We start from the raw sequence: 16817 nt of genomic DNA, 5'->3' as shown, positions 1-16817 counted from the left end.
CTAAACCCCATCAACCGTCGCGGAAGATGAAGCTGTACGCGCTCAACGCCGGCACGCCGCCCAGGTGCGCATACAGCACGCGCGAGCCGGCCGGAAATTCGCCGTTACGGACCTTGTCGATCATGCCGTGCATCGACTTTCCCTCGTACACCGGATCGGTCAGCATGCCTTCGAGCCGCGCGCACAAACGGATCGCCTCGAGCGTGCCATCGTTCGGCAGACCGTATTCCGGGCCGCCGTAGCGTTCGTCGAGCACGATGTCTTTCGCGGTGATGTCGCGGCCCAACTCGACGCTCTCGGCGGTCCGCTTCGCGATGCGCGTGATCTGCTCGCGCGTCTGCGCCGGTTTCGCCGAGGCGTCGATGCCGATCACCCGATCGGCGCGGCCGTCGGCGGCGAAGCCGACCACCATGCCCGCCTGGGTGCTGCCCGTCACCGAGCACACGACGATGTAGTCGAATTTGAAGCCCAGTTCGGCTTCCTGCTGGCGCACCTCTTCGGCGAAGCCGACGAAGCCGAGCCCACCCAGCGGATGATCCGAGCAGCCGGCCGGAATCGCGTACGGCTTGCCGCCGGCCGCGCGCACGCTGTCGAGCGCGTCTTCCCAGCTCTTGCGAAAGCCGATGTCGAAGCCGTCCGGCACGAGCCGCACGTCGGCGCCCATCATGCGCGACATCTGGATGTTGCCGACGCGGTCGTACACCGCATCCGAGTAATTGACCCAGTTCTCCTGCACCAGCACGCATTTCAGGCCCAGATGCGCGGCAACCGCCGCGACCTGGCGCGTCTGGTTCGACTGGATGCCGCCGATCGTCACGAGCGTGTCGCAGCCCTGCGCGAGCGCGTCGGGGATCAGATATTCGAGCTTGCGGGTCTTGTTGCCGCCGAACGCGAGGCCGCTGTTGCAGTCCTCGCGCTTGGCATAAAGCTTGACCTTGCCGCCGAGATGCTCGCTCAGACGGTTGAGCGGCTGGATCGGCGTGGGCCCGAAGGTGAGCGAGTAGCGGGGGAAACGTTGCAGGTTCATCGCGGCTCCGTGGTGGGTGATTTCCGTGGGTTCATGTTAGAAAAAATCATCGGAAATGAGCTTGCGAAAAAAATCGCGCGCACGTACTTTTAAAAATTAGCGAATGTCTTCTTCACCATAAAAGTTCGTACACATGGCCGTCAGCGCAACAAAAGTTCGTACTGGGTCGAAACCATCCGATCCCCACCGCGCGCTCGATCGCATCGATCGGGCGATCCTGCGGCAGCTGCAAACCGACGCGTCCATTTCGAACGTGGCGCTCGCCGCGAAAGTCAAGCTGAGCGCGCCGGCGTGTTTGCGGCGCGTCGAACGCTTGAAGGAATCGGGGCTGATTCGAGGCGTGGTCGCGCTGCTCGACCCGAAGGCGGCGGGCGCGGGCATGCTGGTGATCATCGGCGTGGTGCTCGATCGCTCGACGCCCGAGTCGTTCGCCGAATTCGAAAAGGCCGCGCAGAAGGTGGCCGGCTGCATGGAGTGCCACGTGGTAACCGGCGAGTTCGACTATTTCATGGTGATCCGCACGCGCGACAGCGACAGCTTCAATCGCCTGCATGCGGAGCAGTTGCTGTATCTGCCGGGCGTGCGGCAGATCCGCTCGTTCATGGTGCTGAAGGAAATCCTGTCGACCACGAAATTTCCGCTGTAAGGCGCTCGGCCACCCGGCCGCGCAGCCGACCGCAAAAACGCGCATGCTGTCATAAACGCCGCGCCCGCGCGACCAAGCTTCGGCGCACCCGCGTGCGGCCTGGCTGCACGGTGGCAAGGCGGGGGCGCGCGTCTGCACTTTTTCGGAGCGACCATCATGACTGGCAACAGACCGCAATCCCTTACATCGCTCGGCGGCAACTCTAAACGCTCACGTGCGGCCGCGCTGTCGTTGCTGCTCGGCGCCGCCGCGTTCGCGTTGCCCTTCGTGCAGCGCGTCGCGTTCCCGGCGGAGAACGCCGTCGTCATTGCACCGCCCGCGCTCGACGAACCGCTCCCGGCCAGCACCGCGCACGAGGAAACCGCGGTGCTCGCGGGTGGCTGCTTCTGGGGCGTCCAGGGCGTGTTCCAGCATGTGCGCGGTGTCACGCGGGCGGTGTCCGGCTATTCGGGCGGCTCTCGCGACACCGCGCAGTACGAGACCGTCAGCGGCGGCGATACGGGGCACGCGGAATCGGTGCAGGTCACCTTCGATCCCGGCAAGGTCACCTACGGTCAGTTGCTGCAGGTGTATTTCTCGGTGGTTCAGGACCCGACCGAGCTGAATCGTCAGGGGCCCGACAGCGGCACGCAGTACCGCTCCGCGATCTTTCCGCTGAACGACGCGCAACGGCGCGTCGCGCAAAGCTACATCGCGCAGTTGGACAAGTCGCACGTGTTCCCCGCGCCGATCGTCACGAAGACGGAGCCGTACAGGGGCTTCTATCCGGCCGAGTCGTATCACCAGAACTATCTGACCTTGCATCCCGATTCGGCCTATATCGTGTTCAATGACATGCCGAAAATCGCCAACCTGAAGCGCCTGTTCCCCAGCCTGTATCGCGACAAGCCGGTGCTCGTCGAAGTAGGGCAATGACGCGGCCGAACGGTTGCGTCGCGCTCGTCATCAATCTTCCACAGACTTGGCGCATATCTTGCGAAGCCATGCTCCGTGGGCCGTTGTCCGCGCCACCGCGGCGCGCAAGCATCATGCGCAGTGGCCACATGACCGCGTGGGTCACGCGGGCTCGCCGCGCCTCGTGCGCATCGCGCCGCCCGCGACATCGATTGGAAAAATTACACGCCGCAAGTAGCAGTGCGGCGGTCGTCCGTGCTTTTTGGGTCCGCGCTGGACCCCGGGCGAAAACCTAACCTCATCGCGATGAGCGGATCGGAGGCTTCCGGTGGTGAATAGCCGTAGAAAGAAGCGGGGCGCCTCGCCCCCCCATAAACAAACCGGCATCGCGGCGAGCTTCTTCGTCGCCGCGACCTTGAGTGCGATGGCCTGCGTGCCGGGTGTGGTCTTCGCGCAGACGCCGTCGCCGCTCGGCGAATGGCAATACTCGGTGGGCGTTCCGCTGCAGAAGATGTGGCAGCCGAACATTCCCGACTGGCAACTGCGCTTCGGCGTGGCCACGTCGTTCCAGCCGCGCTTCGAGGGATCGGACCGCTATCACCTGGTGGCCGGTCCGAGCATCGACGTGCGTTACAAGGATCTGCTCTTTCTGTCGAGCGGCGAAGGCTTCGGCGTGAACTTCGCGCAGGGCGAGAACTGGCGCATGAGTCTCGCCGCAGTCTACGATCTCGGCCGACGCGCCCAGGACGATCCGCAGGAACTCAACGGGCTCGGCAACATCAACCCGGCGGTCGGTCTGAAGCTCTCGGGCGAGTACGTCATTTCGAAGGATTTTCCGCTCGTGCTGCGCGCCGATATCCGCCGCTATTTCGGCGGATCGAACGGCTGGATCGGCGATCTCGGCGCCTATATGCCGATGCCCGGCAGCACCAAACAGTTCTTCTGGTTCGCCGGGCCGAACGTGGTGCTCGCGGACTCCAAGTACATGAACAGCTGGTTCGGCGTCAATCAGGAGCAGGCCGCTCACTCGCAGTATCCGCAGTATCACGCGAGCGCCGGCTTCAAGTCGGTGGGTTTCGGTGTCAGCGCGATCTGGCTGTTCAGCAAGCACTGGTTCGCGACCGCCGACGGCGCGTTCGAGCAGCTCGTCGGCGGCGCGGGCAACAGTCCGATCACGCGCAGCCGCGCGACCGGTGTCGCCGACGTGTCGATCAACTACCGGTTCTGACGTAGCGCGCCGCGCAGCCCTTGCGCCGCGACTTCGTAGGTATAGCCCTTGCTGACTCCGTAATCGCGCGCCGCGACGCCTTCGTCGCCGCGCGCCCGAACACAAGGAGTCGATTCCCATGGCAGGTAAAGCGAATACCCCGAAGCCCGCGGCCCACGCAAACGGGGCGGCGCAGTCGAACGACGCGAAATCGAACGATCTCGAACGCAATCGCGTGAAGCCGCAAGGCGAGGCGCTGAGAACCAATCAGGGCGTCAAGATCGCCGACAACCAGAACACGTTGCGCGCGGGGCCACGCGGCCCGTCGCTGCTCGAAGATTTCATCATGCGTGAGAAGATCACGCACTTCGATCACGAGCGCATTCCCGAACGGATCGTGCACGCGCGCGGCTCGGCCGCACATGGCGTCTTCAAGGTCTACGAATCGATGCGCGAGTACACCAAGGCCGCGTTTCTGCAGGACCCGGCTACCGAGACGCCGGTCTATGTGCGTTTCTCGACCGTGCAAGGTCCGCGCGGCTCGGCCGACACGGTGCGCGACGTGCGCGGCTTCGCGACGAAGTTCTACACGCAGGAAGGCAATTTCGATCTTGTCGGCAACAACATGCCGGTGTTCTTCATCCAGGACGCGATCAAGTTTCCCGATTTCGTGCATGCGGTGAAACCGGAAGCTCCGAACGAAATGCCGACCGGCGGGTCCGCGCACGACACGTTCTGGGACTTCGTTTCGCTCGTGCCCGAATCGGCGCACATGGTGCTGTGGACGATGTCGGATCGCGCGATCCCGCGCAGCTTACGGACGATGGAAGGCTTTGGCGTCCACACGTTCCGCTTCGTCAATGCAGAGGGCAAGGCGCGCTTCGTCAAGTTCCACTGGCGTCCGCTGCTCGGCTCGTATTCGCTGCTGTGGGACGAAGCGCAGAAGCTCGCGGGCAAGGACCCGGACTTTCACCGGCGCGACTTATGGGAAGCGATCGAACGCGGCGATTATCCCGAGTACGAACTGGGCGTGCAGATCGTCGAGGAAGCGGACGAGCACAAGTTCGATTTCGATCTGCTCGATCCGACCAAGCTGATTCCTGAAGAGCTGGTGCCGGTGAAGATCATCGGCAAGATGACGCTCAATCGCAATCCGGACAACTTCTTCGCTGAGACCGAACAGGCCGCGTTCCATCCGGGGCATATCGTGCCGGGCATCGATTTCACCAACGACCCGCTGCTGCAAGGGCGCTTGTTCTCGTACACGGACACGCAGATCAGCCGTCTCGGCGGCCCGAACTTTCACGAGATTCCGATCAACCGGCCGGTCTGTCCGTCCGTCAACAATCAGCGCGATGCGATGCATCGACAGGCGATTCACGTCGGCCAGGCGTCGTACGAGCCGAACTCGCTGAACGACGGCTGGCCGAAGGAAACCGATCCGGCCGCCGAAGATGGCGGCTTCGACAGCTATCAGGAACGCGTCGAGAGCACGAAGATTCGCGTGCGCAGCGACTCGTTCGCCGATCATTTCTCGCAGGCCGCGCTGTTCTACAACAGCATGTCGCAGCCTGAAAAAGACCATATCGCGGCGGCCTATCAGTTCGAACTGGGTAAGGTGACGAAGCCCGAGATTCGCGCGCGCCAGGTCAACGAGATTCTCGCGAACTTCGACGCCGGTCTCGCCGCGAAAGTGGCCGTTGGACTCGGTCTGCCGGCGCCGAAGCAGGGCACGGCCAGGCTGGTTGGGCCGAAGGCATCGCCGGCGTTGAGTTTGCTGAATCGCGTAAAGCCCGGCATCAAGACCCGCAAGATCGCGCTGCTCGCCGCGCCCGGTTCCGATGCCGCGGCGATCAAACAGCTGCAGCAGGCGCTCAAGGGCGAAGGCGCGACGCCGATGCTGATCGCACCGACGCTCGCCGGCATCGATGACCTCGCACCCGACGCGACGATCGCCGGGCTGCCGTCGGTGATGTTCGACGCGGTGATCGTCGTCGGCGGCGAGAAGGGGGCGAAGGCGCTATCGCAATCGGGCGATGCGAGGCACTTCGTGCTCGAAGCGTTCAAGCATCTGAAGGCGATCGCGGCGCTTGGCGCGGGGCGCGATCTGCTCACGGCCGCGCAGTTGCCGGCGCAGTCGGACGGCGTCGCGACCGGCGAGGACTCGCAGTCGGCCGATGTGTTGAAGGCGTTCCTCAATGCCGCGGGGCAGCATCGCGTGTGGTCGCGCGCGGCGCAGGCGGAATCGGTGCCGGCCTGAGCGGGCCGGGCAGGTTGCGCTGCCGCGTTAGCCGCTAAACGGCGCTGAGCGTAGCCGCAATGCGGCGTGTCGATGATGTGTGTTCGATGCAGGAACCTGGCCGGTGCGAGCCGGCCAGGTTTCTTTATTTGCCGCGCCCTGCCAGCAAGCTCAACCAGCCGCCTTCCGTTACAGGATGAGTGTCGTCCTTGTATGATGACGGCGGTCGCTTCGCGGTACTCAACACCGTGCGCAAACCCCGCAAAATATTCCGCATCGACCCGATTCGCCATGCCACTTACAGAAAAAATGACCGCATCGCAGGCCGTCGATCCACTCCGTTTCCGCCGCATCCTTCGCCGCAATATCGCGCTGCCCTTGGGCGTCGGCCTCGTCACGATGGCGCTGTTCGTCGGCCTGATCGCTTATCTCGTGTCGACAATGAGTTGGGCCGAGCACTCCGAGCGCGTGATCGGCGACGCCAACGAAATGCTGCGGCTCGCGGTCGATCGCGAATCGTCGATGCGCGGCTTCCTGATCACCGGTGACGAGAGTTTCCTCACGCCGTATGAAAACGGCGGCCCGAAATTCAAGGCGCAGCTCGAAACCTTGCACGAGCAGGTCGCCGACAACCCGCTGCAAATCGCGCGGCTCAAGCAGATCGAGGCGCTGCAGCAGCGTTGGACCCACTTCGCCGAGGAGATCATCGACGCGCGCCGCCGCAATCTGGACTATGAGAGCGCGATCGCAGCGGGGCGCGGCAAGGTGGAATTCGACGAAATACGCCGCGAATTCGGCGATTTTCTCGATGTCCAATTGCGCCTGCGCCAGCAGCGCGCCGAAGCGACGCGCAATGTGACGGCGACGCTGGTCGGCCTGTTCCTGCTGTTCAGCCTCGGCGTCAGCGGCCTGCTCGCATGGCGGGGTCGTCGCGAACTGCTGGACCTGTCACAGACCTACGACGACGTGCTGCGTCAGCAGGCCGAGCAGACCACGCTGCTCGAGCAGCAGGTCTGGTTGCGCTCGGGCCAGCGCCTGCTAGCGGACAAGGTCGTCGGCCAGACGAGCGCGCCGCTCGTCGGCCGCGCGATGCTCGAGTTTCTCGCCCAATATCTCGATGCGGTCGTCGCCGCGCTGTACGTGCGCGACCGGCAAAGCGGCACGCTGCGTCGCATCGCCGCGTATGGATACAGCCGCGACAGCGAACAGACCGCCGCTCTGAGTTTCGAGGAGGGCGAAACGTTGGTCGGCCAGGCCGCGCGCTCGCACCGCACGCTGGTGCTGCGCGACGTGCCCGCCGATTATGTGCGGGTCATGTCGGCGACGGGCAGCGGCGCGCCGCGCAATCTGCTGATCCTGCCGATCGACAACGACGGCCAGGTCAACGGCGTCATCGAAATGGGCTTTCTGCGCGAGGTGAGGCCGCGCGACGAAGAGTTCATGGAGCTGATCCGCCACAGCATGGGCGATTTTCTCGAAGCGGCGCTGTATCGCGAGCGCCTGCAGGATGCGCTCGCCGAGACGCAGCAGCTCAACGAGGAGTTGCAGGTCCAGCAGGAGGAGTTGCGGGTCTCGAACGAAGGTCTCGAGGAACGCGGCCGCGCGCTGATGGAATCGCAACGGCGCCTCGAAGCACAGCAGGCCGAGCTCGAACAGACCAACGTGCAGCTCGAGGAATACGCGCAGCGGCTGGAGCGGCAGAAATCTGATCTGCTGCGCGCGCAGAACGATCTGGCGGCCAACGCGGAGCGCCTCGAACAGTCGAGCCGCTACAAGTCCGAATTCCTCGCGAATATGTCGCACGAATTGCGCACGCCGCTGAACAGCTCGCTGATTCTCGCGAAGCTGCTGCAGCAGAATCGCAGCGGCAATCTGACCGACGAGCAGGTGCGCTACGCGGAGACTATCCACGCGTCGAACAGCGATCTGCTCGTGCTGATCAACGACATTCTCGACCTGTCGAAGGTCGAGGCGGGGCAGTTGACGGTCGAACCCGAAACGGTGTCGATCGAGGCGACGCTGCAATCGCTCGACGAAATGTTCCGGCCGATCGCGGCGACCAAGCACTTGCGGGTCGCTTTCGACAAGTTGCCGGGTACGCCGGATACGTTCGTCACCGACGGTCAGCGGCTCACGCAGATTCTGCGCAACCTGCTGTCGAACGCGGTGAAGTTCACCGAGCGCGGCGAGGTCACGCTCGAGGTCGCGAAGGTCGAGGACAACGTGCTGCGCTTCGACGTGCGCGATTCCGGCATCGGCATTCCGGCCGACAAGCTCGACATGATCTTCGAAGCATTCCAGCAGGCCGATGGCTCGACGAGCCGTCAATATGGCGGCAGCGGTCTCGGGCTGTCGATTTCGCGCGAGTTTTCGCGGCTGCTGGGCGGGCGCATTACGGTCGCGAGCGAAGTCGGCAAGGGCAGCGTGTTTTCGCTGTGGCTGCCGCTCGATACGCGCGAGGCCGCGGACAGCGCGATGAACGCGGGCATGGGCATGTGCATGGGCATGGGCGCGCAGGCGACGGCGGAAGCGCCGTTGCTGCACACGCCGCTCGACGCCGCGCCCGCCGCGGTGATCTCGCCGGCGAATGGTCTGGCAAACCGGGCGTCGCCCGTCGCTTCGCGCGACGCTTTGCAGCCCGGCACCGTCGAGCCCGCTGCTGCGCCAATTGCCGACGATCGCGACAACCGCACCCGCGCAGGCCGTCTGATCGTCGCGGTCGAAGACGATCCGCCGTTCGCCGCGATTCTGCGCGATCTCGTGCACGAACTCGACTTCGACTTCGTGCACGCGAGCGACGCCGCCAGCGGCCTCGCGCTGGTGCGAGACATGCGGCCGGCCGCGGTGCTGCTCGATGTCGGTTTGCCGGACCGCTCGGGCCTCACGGTGCTCGAATGGCTGAAGAACGATCCGCTGACGCGCCACATTCCGATTCATATCGTGTCGGCTACCGATCACGCCGACAAGGCGCTGCACCTCGGCGCGATCGGCTACACGCTGAAGCCGACCGCGCGCTCGACGATGGAGGCCGCGATCCGCCGCCTCGAAGCGCGGCTGCAACAGCGCCTGAAGCGCGTGCTGGTGATCGAGGACGACGCGCCGATGCGTGCAAGCATCCGCGCGCTGCTGCAAAGCGAGAACACCGAGATCGTCGCGGTCGCGACGCTCGCCGAGGCGTTCGAGCAACTGTCGACGGTGGCGTTCGACTGCGTCGTCACCGATCTCGCGCTGCCCGACGGCACCGGCTACGATCTGCTCGAACGTCTCGCCGCCAACACTGCGCATGCATCGCTGCCGGTGATCGTCTACACAGGCCGCATGCTGTCCGACGAAGAGGAGCACCGGCTGCGCCGCTATTCGAAGTCGATCATCATCAAGGGCGCGAAATCGCCGGAGCGTCTGCTCGACGAAGTCACGCTGTTCCTGCACAGCGTCGAGTCGTCGCTCGCGCCGGAGCAGCAGCGCATGCTGCGCACCGTGCGCCAACGCGACAACGCGCTCGAGGGCCGCACGATCCTGCTCGCCGAAGACGATGTGCGCAACATCTTCGCGCTGTCGCACGTGCTGGAACCGCTCGGCGCGAAGCTGTTGATCGCGCGCAACGGCCGCGAGGCGCTCGACGAACTGGAGAGCGGACCGGAAGTGCATCTGGTGCTGATGGACGTGATGATGCCCGAGATGGACGGCCTGACCGCGATGGGCGAGATTCGCCGCAATCCGCGCTTCGCGCATCTGCCGATCATCGCGCTGACCGCGAAGGCGATGGCGAACGATCGCACGCGCTGCCTCGAAGCGGGCGCCGACGACTACGTGTCGAAACCGATCGATGTCGACAAGCTCGTCGCGCTGTGCCGCGTGTGGCTGCGGCAGCGCTGAGAGCGCGAGCGCAAGCATGCAAGCGAGAAACGCGATGAAACCGTCCGCATCTGACGTACCTCAGCGTCTCAGCGATTTCGACATCGAGCTGCGGCTGCTGCTCGAGGCGATCTATCTGAAGTATCAGCACGACTTTCGCCACTACGCGATGTCGTCGCTGCGCCGCCGCCTCACGCAGGCGCTCGATGAATTCAACGTGGAGACGCTGTCGCAATTGCAGGACCGCATCATGCGCGACGGCAACGAGTTTTCGCGGCTGTTCCGCTACCTGACCGTGCAGGTCAGCGACATGTTTCGCGATCCGTCGTATTTCCTCGCGCTGCGCGAACACGTGCTGCCGCGCCTGCGCACCTATCCGTCGATCAAGGTGTGGGTCGCGGGATGCAGCACCGGCGAGGAGCTGTGGTCGCTGAAGATCCTGTTCGACGAGGAGGGCCTCACCGAGCGCACGCTGTTCTATGCGACCGACATCAACCCCGACGCGCTCGCGCGCGCGGAGGCGGGCATCTATGCGCTCGAACGCATCCAGGGCTTCACGCAGAACTATCTGGCGGCGGGCGGTACCCGTTCGCTGTCGGACTACTATCATGCAGCGTATGGCGGCGCGCGCTTTGCCGGCTCGCTGAAAGAGCGCGTGGTGTTCGCCGATCACAGCCTGTCCACCGACGAAGTGTTCCTCGAAGCGCATCTGGTGTCCTGCCGCAACGTGCTGATCTATTTCGATCGCGGCTTGCAGGATCGCGCGTTGGGGCTGTTCGAGAACGCGCTGGTGCGGCGCGGCTTTCTCGGCCTCGGCAGCAAGGAAAGCCTGCGGTTTTCGCGTCACTACGCGGCGTTCGACGAGTTCCGCGCGGCCGAGCGCATTTATCAGAAGCGTTAGCGAGGTCGCGATGCCATCCTTGAACGTCGAACCTGCGATGACCCAGACCGCCGATGCCGGCGGCGCCGCGCACACGCACGCGCCACGCGGTTACGAGCTGGTCGTGATCGGCGGGTCGGCGGGCGGCATCGAGGTGCTCAACGTGCTGCTCGCCGCGTTGCCCGCGCGCTTCGCGGCGGCCGTGATGATCGTCATGCATCTGCCGCCCGATTCGCCGAGCTATCTGGTGCCGGCGCTCGCGCATCGCTGCGCGCTGCCGGTGCTCGAACCCGATGCGGGCGAGCTGCTCCTGCCGGGCCGCGTGCACGTCGCGCCGCCCGGTTACCACATGCTCGTCGAAGTGGACCGCACGGTCGCGCTATCGACCGATGCGGCGGTGCGCTTCTCGCGGCCGTCGATCGACGTGCTGTTCGAATCGGCCGCCGCGGTGTACGGCGAGCGGCTGCTCGCGATCCTGCTGTCCGGCGCCAACGACGACGGCGCGCTCGGCCTCGAACGCGTGCGCACGCTCGGCGGCACCGCATGGGTGCAGGACCCCGCCAGCGCCGGTTCGGCGGAAATGCCGCGCGCGGCGATCGCGCGTGGCGCGGCCGACGCGATCTACACTCCCGAAACCCTGGCCAAGCGCCTTGCCGCGCTGCCGACTTCGCTCTGATCCGGTGCCATGACGAACTCACCTGTGAACATCCTGATCGTCGACGACATCGCCCACAACATCACCGCGCTCGAAGCATTGCTCGCGCGGCCCGACGTCGCGGTGCTGGTCGCCGACTCCGGCACCGCCGCGCTCGATCTGCTGCTCAAGCACGAAGTCGCGCTGGCGATTCTCGACGTCAATATGCCCGGCATGAACGGCTTCGAGCTGGCTGCGCTGATGCGCGGCAGCCCGCGCACCTCGCACGTCCCGATCATCTTCCTGACTGCGACCGCGCAGGACGCGTCGCGCACGTTCCGCGGCTACGAGGCGGGCGCGGTCGATTTCCTGTACAAGCCGTTCGATCCGCGCATCCTGCAGTCGAAGGTCGACGTGTTCGTGCAGCTGGAGCAGCAGAAGCGCCAGCTCGCCGCGCAACTGGTGACGACGCGCCAGATGCTCGAAGCGAACGAAATGCTGATGGCGGTGCTCAGTCACGATCTGCGCACGCCGCTCGGCGCGGTGCTCGCGTCGGCCGAATACCTGATGCGCACGGCTGCCGACGAGCAGGCCGCGACCGTTGCCGCGCGCGTGAAGAACAGTTCGCTGAGGATGGCGCGGATGGTCGATCAGCTGCTGAACCTCGCGCGCCTGCAAGGCGGACGTCTGCCGTTGCAGCCGCGCTCGATCGACCTCGCCACACTGTGCCGCTCGGTCATTGATGAATGCGCGTCGCAGAAGAGCGGCAAGCAGATCGTGTTCACCTGCACCGGCAATACGGCCGGCGCGTGGGATACCGATCTCGTGTGGCAGGCGGTGTCGAATCTCGTCAGCAATGCGCTGCATCATGGCGCGCCGGAGGGTGATATCGGCGTGGAGGTCGATGGCGACGCCGAGGATTGCGTGCGGCTGAAGGTGTCCAATCGCGGCACGATTCCGGCCGAGGTGTATCCGCATCTGTTCAAGGCGTTCGGGTCGAACGGCAACGGCGCGCGCTCGCGCGAAGGGCTCGGGCTTGGTCTGCATATCGTCCAGGAGATCGCGCGCATGCATGGCGGCGACGTCAGCGTCGGATCCAGCGACGAGGCCGGCACGACCTTTACGATCGAATTGCCGAGGGTGGTGGCGTTGCAGCGAGGGTCATTCACCCGGCGATAACGCGTCGCTAATGAGTCGCTCACCGTGGCAGCCCTGCGCCGCGCGCCGGCTGTGCTACGCTTGCCGCAACCCAATCCACGCAGCGCAAGCACGAATCCCCATCATGCGTTCCTGGCGCCTCGCATCACCGCAGCGCAGCGGTCAGATCAGCACCGCGCGCGCCACTGACCTCGTCATGGCGATTTCGCACCCGGATGCCGACGCGCTCGCCGCGAGCATTCTGCAGACGGTGGGCGAATCATTGTCGCTGCCCGTTTCGCAGTGCACGATCTTCGCGTACGAGTTCGATGCGCGGCCGCGTACGGTGTCGGCAGCAGATCATCGCGGCGGGCATTTTCTGCGCGACGTCGCCGAACGCTACGCCGCCCATTTTTATGCGCTGGACGGCAATCGCGCGATCATCGGCCAGACCCACGACAGGCGGCGCAGCGCTTCACGCGATGCGCTGGTGTTGCATCAGCAGCGCGGCGACGAAATCGAGAATGAAGCGTATCGCGCGGTCTGCTACGCGCAGCCGAACGTATCGGACCGGCTGTCGTTGCTGGTGCAGCCCGCGGATAGCGTGTGGCTGTCAATCAACCTGTATCGCGACCGCGCGTACGGCGTGTTCACGCCGGGCGATCTGGAGCGGATCGAAAGCGTCGCGCCGCTGTTCGCGCATGCGGCCAAGGGTCATTACGCGCTGAATGGGCAGCATCAGCAGGGCACCGGCGCGGCGATGCTCGCGCGCGTGCGGCGCGCATGTCCGGCGCTGACGCCGCGCGAACTCGACGCGTTGCGTGGCACGCTCGAAGGCGCGAGCGCCGCCGAGATCGCCGGGCAGATGGGTGTGAAGCCGGCGAGCGTCGTCACGTATCAGAAGCGCGCATATGCGCGGCTCGGGATTTCGAATCAGCGGCAGTTGTTCGCGCTGTGTATGCAGCCCTAGATGCACGATGCACGATGCGCGCTGCGCCGAAGCGCGGGTCGCCTGGCGCTTCAGACCCGCTTCAAGCCCGCTTCAACTCCGCTTACCCCGCGCGTCGGCCTGCGTCTCCCGATCCCAGCGTTTCAACCACGGCACCACGAAATCCGCGAAACCATCGGCCGATGGCGACAGCGCCCGTTCGGTCGAGCGATACACGCACACCTCGCGAATCGTTTCCGGATCGACGATGCGCTTCATCACGAGCCCGAACGTGCGCGCGAGCGGCGCCACATAGGCCGGCGCGAGCGTGACCGCCAGCCCTTGCGCGGCGAGGCCGAATGCGGTGGTCACGTTATCGACGACATCGACCGGAATGATGCGTGCCTCGACCGGCAGATTGGCGCGCATCTGATCGACCGCGCGCTCGTGGTCGCGGCCGGTCGCGACGATCGGCACGTCGCGCAGATGTTGCCACTGCACGCGGCGGCGAGCGGCGAGCGGATGCGCGGCCGCGCACCACATGACCCACGGACTCGCGAACGCGGCCTCGGAGCGCACGCGCGGCCCGCTTTGCCGGTCCGGGCCGATCGCGAGATCGATATCGCCGCTTTCCACGCGCTCCACCAGTTGCTCGACCACGGTATCGCAGACCCGCACGACCACCTTCGGCTTGCCGCGCGCGTACGCGGCGATCGCCGCGGGCAGCGCCGTCGATGCGATCACGAGCGGCGCGCCGACCCGCACGATGCCGGCCGCGCGGTTGCGGATGTCGTCGGCGGATTGGGCGGCCATGCGCACGTGGCGCAGCACCGATTCGGCCGACGCCAGAAAGTCCTGCCCCGCGCTGGACAGCGCGACACGCCGCGTGGTGCGATCGAACAGCCGGAAGCCGAGCTCCGTTTCGAGTTCGGCAAGCAGTTGGCTGACCGCCGACGAAGTCAGCCCGAGCCGCTCTGCCGCGGCGCCGATGCTGTGCAGATCGACGATGGCGAGGAACGCTTCGAATTGGCGGATCGTGACGCGGGTAAGAGGCATACGATCGATTCTAAAGTAAAACTTACGAATCGTGAAAAATCGATTGATTGTGCGCGGCCCGGCGGCGACCGACACTCGTGCGGGTCGACTTAGCCCGGCAAACCCGCTTAGACTTAAGGTTTGCCCTGTCGTCACGCGGCGCGCGGACGACCGCTACAACAGGCCTGCACAGGCCGCCTTCAAGGACCCGTCATGTTCGACCATATTCCCGCCTATCCGGGCGACCCGATTCTGAGCCTGAACGAAGACTTTCAGCTAGACCCCCGGCCGAACAAGGTCAACCTCAGCATCGGCATCTACTTCGACGACGCCGGCAAGCTACCGGTGATCGACGCGGTGCGCCGCGCCGAAACCGCGCTGCTGGACGCGATCGGCCCACGCTCGTATCTGCCGATGGCGGGTCTGCCGCTCTATCGCGACACCGCGCAGGCGCTGGTGTTCGGCGCCAATAACGCGGCGCGCGCCGAAGGCCGGATCGCGACGCTGCAAACGCTCGGCGGCTCGGGCGCGCTGAAAGTCGGCGCCGATTTCCTGAAGCGCTATTTCCCCGGCTCGCAGGTGTGGATCAGCGACCCGAGCTGGGAAAACCATCGCGTGATATTCGAAGGGGCGGGCCTGACGGTCAACACCTATCCGTACTACGACCCGCAAACGGGCGGCCTGCGTTTCGCCGAGATGCTCGCCGCGATCGACGCATTGCCGGAAAAGAGCGTCGTGCTGCTGCACGCGTGCTGCCATAACCCGACCGGCGTCGATCTGAGCCCGGCGCAATGGGCGGAACTGGCGCCGGTTTTGCAGCGCCGCAAGCTGATCGCGTTCGTCGACATGGCCTACCAGGGTTTCGGCGCGGGTCTCGAAGAAGACGCCGCACCGGTGCGCCTGCTCGCCGACGCGAACGTGCCGCTGATCGTCGCGAACTCGTTCTCGAAGAATTTCTCGCTGTATGGCGAGCGTGTCGGCGCGCTCAGCGTGGTCTGCAAGAGCGCCGACGAAGCGGCGCGCGTGGCGGGTCAGCTGATGTCGGCGGTGCGGGCGAACTACAGCAATCCGCCGACGCACGGCGCGCGTCTCGTCGCCAACGTGCTCGCCGATGCGACGCTGCGTGCGTCGTGGGAAGCCGAGCTCGGCGCGATGCGCGAGCGCATTCTGGCGATGCGCAACGTGATCCACGCGGGGCTCGACGGACGCGTCGATGAAGTGATGCGCGCGCGCTATGTCGCTCAGCGCGGCATGTTCACGTACACGGGCCTGTCCGAAAGCCAGGTCGAGCGTCTGCGCAACGAATACGCGGTGTACGTGCTGCGCTCGGGCCGCATGTGTGTCGCCGGGCTGAACGCGCGCAACGCGGACTATGTCGCGTCGTCGATCGCGGCGGTGGTGTCGGGCGACTGAAGCCGTCCGGCGGTCCAGCCGCTGTTGCGGCACGCGTGAATAGGGTGGCGGCGCGCATGGGCGTGCCGTCACAACCACAATCATGGAGACACTGACGATGGCCACGACCCTCGAAGCGCAGCCGACAAGCCCGGCCAGACCGGCCGCGATGCATCCGGACGAATGGCAGGCGCGAGTGCAGCTCGCCGCGTGCTACCGGATTTTCGATCTGCTCGGCTGGACCGAGATGATCTACAACCACATCACGCTGCGCGTGCCCGAAACCGTCAGCGGCGCCGAGCGCCACTTCCTGATCAACCCGTTCGGGCTGCACTACAGCGAAGTCACCGCGAGCAATCTGGTGAAGATCGATGCGCAGGGGCGGGTGCTCGACGGCTCGCCTTTTCCGGTGAATCCGGCCGGCTTTGTCGTGCACGCGGCGATTCACGAAGGCTTGCCCGACGCGCACTGCGTGATGCATACGCACACCACATCGGGCGTCGCGGTGGCCTGTCTCGAAGAGGGCCTGCAGCAGACCAACTTCTATAGCGCGCAGTTGCACGACCGGGTCGCGTATCACGACTTCGAAGGCATTACGATTCATGCGGAAGAGGGCCCGCGGCTGCTCGCGCATATCGGCGACAAACAGGCGGTGATCCTGCGCAACCACGGTCTGCTATCGTGGGGACGGACGTTGCCGCAGACCTTCGCGATTCTGTGGACGCTGAATCGCGCGTGCGAAATCCAGATGGCGACGTTTTCGATGGGCCGCGCGCGGCCGGTGCCCGAGGAGATCGCGATTCGCTGCTCGCGCGACGCGTTGCAGTTCGACCCGCGCCACGGCGCCGGGCAGGACGTGTTCGATGCGCTGGTGCGGCGGGTCGACCGGATCGATGCGAGCTACCGGCAATGATTGAAGCCACGCATAAAAGAGCGCGACAAT

General features: G+C 65.4%; 12 protein-coding genes and 1 pseudogene. 11 read left to right on the top strand and 2 right to left on the bottom strand.

Annotated elements, in window-relative coordinates; all coding sequences use genetic code 11:
* Positions 1-10: 10 nt before the first annotated feature.
* Positions 11-1027 carry a 1-aminocyclopropane-1-carboxylate deaminase gene (locus G5S42_RS06405; protein ID WP_176106027.1) on the bottom strand — a complete coding sequence of 339 codons (1017 nt, stop codon included), beginning with the start codon at positions 1025-1027 and terminating at the stop codon, positions 11-13.
* A gap of 133 nt (positions 1028-1160) precedes the next feature.
* Between G5S42_RS06405 and G5S42_RS06400 the strand changes: the two genes are divergently transcribed.
* From G5S42_RS06400 to G5S42_RS06360, 9 genes and pseudogenes are all read left to right on the top strand, one after another.
* On the top strand, positions 1161-1673 hold the full coding sequence (locus G5S42_RS06400) for an Lrp/AsnC family transcriptional regulator (RefSeq protein WP_176106026.1): 513 nt from the start codon (positions 1161-1163) through the stop codon (positions 1671-1673).
* Between the two features lie 156 nt (positions 1674-1829).
* Positions 1830-2588 (top strand): peptide-methionine (S)-S-oxide reductase MsrA, encoded by a 759-nt coding sequence (msrA, locus tag G5S42_RS06395; RefSeq protein WP_176106025.1) that lies wholly within the window; start codon positions 1830-1832, stop codon positions 2586-2588.
* Between the two features lie 307 nt (positions 2589-2895).
* Positions 2896-3795: a MipA/OmpV family protein gene (locus G5S42_RS06390; RefSeq protein ID WP_176106024.1), complete on the top strand. Its 900-nt coding sequence runs from the start codon at positions 2896-2898 to the stop codon at positions 3793-3795.
* A 106-nt stretch (positions 3796-3901) separates the two neighbouring features.
* Positions 3902-6034 (top strand): annotated as a pseudogene (gene katE, locus G5S42_RS06385) (catalase HPII); the annotation flags it as partial.
* 288 nt (positions 6035-6322) lie between these two features.
* Positions 6323-9889 (top strand): response regulator, encoded by a 3567-nt coding sequence (locus G5S42_RS06380; protein ID WP_176110385.1) that lies wholly within the window; start codon positions 6323-6325, stop codon positions 9887-9889.
* A 34-nt stretch (positions 9890-9923) separates the two neighbouring features.
* A complete protein-coding gene (locus tag G5S42_RS06375) occupies positions 9924-10769 on the top strand; it encodes a CheR family methyltransferase (protein ID WP_176106022.1) in 846 nt (281 codons plus the stop codon).
* Positions 10770-10806: 37 nt separating this feature from the next.
* Entirely contained in the window at positions 10807-11424 is a 618-nt protein-coding gene (locus G5S42_RS06370) for a chemotaxis protein CheB (protein WP_176110383.1), read from the top strand.
* A 9-nt stretch (positions 11425-11433) separates the two neighbouring features.
* Positions 11434-12561 carry a hybrid sensor histidine kinase/response regulator gene (locus G5S42_RS06365; RefSeq protein WP_176106021.1) on the top strand — a complete coding sequence of 376 codons (1128 nt, stop codon included), beginning with the start codon at positions 11434-11436 and terminating at the stop codon, positions 12559-12561.
* 103 nt (positions 12562-12664) lie between these two features.
* Complete coding sequence (locus G5S42_RS06360) at positions 12665-13489, top strand: helix-turn-helix transcriptional regulator (protein ID WP_176106020.1); 825 nt, start codon at positions 12665-12667, stop codon at positions 13487-13489.
* A 72-nt stretch (positions 13490-13561) separates the two neighbouring features.
* Here the strand turns inward: G5S42_RS06360 and G5S42_RS06355 are convergent, their stop codons facing one another.
* Complete coding sequence (locus G5S42_RS06355) at positions 13562-14503, bottom strand: LysR family transcriptional regulator (RefSeq protein ID WP_176106019.1); 942 nt, start codon at positions 14501-14503, stop codon at positions 13562-13564.
* A 192-nt stretch (positions 14504-14695) separates the two neighbouring features.
* Between G5S42_RS06355 and G5S42_RS06350 the strand changes: the two genes are divergently transcribed.
* Together G5S42_RS06350 and G5S42_RS06345 are read left to right on the top strand one after the other, a co-directional pair.
* Positions 14696-15895, top strand: a complete 1200-nt coding sequence (locus tag G5S42_RS06350) for an amino acid aminotransferase (RefSeq protein ID WP_176106018.1) — start codon at positions 14696-14698, stop codon at positions 15893-15895.
* Between the two features lie 97 nt (positions 15896-15992).
* Positions 15993-16787 carry a class II aldolase/adducin family protein gene (locus G5S42_RS06345; protein WP_176106017.1) on the top strand — a complete coding sequence of 265 codons (795 nt, stop codon included), beginning with the start codon at positions 15993-15995 and terminating at the stop codon, positions 16785-16787.
* Positions 16788-16817: the final 30 nt, after the last annotated feature.

Origin of the sequence: Paraburkholderia youngii (genome assembly GCF_013366925.1) — a bacterium.
GTDB lineage: Bacteria > Pseudomonadota > Gammaproteobacteria > Burkholderiales > Burkholderiaceae > Paraburkholderia > Paraburkholderia youngii.
The sequence above is the reverse complement of the archived record's forward strand: the minus strand, read 5'-3'. Positions and strand labels throughout refer to the sequence as shown.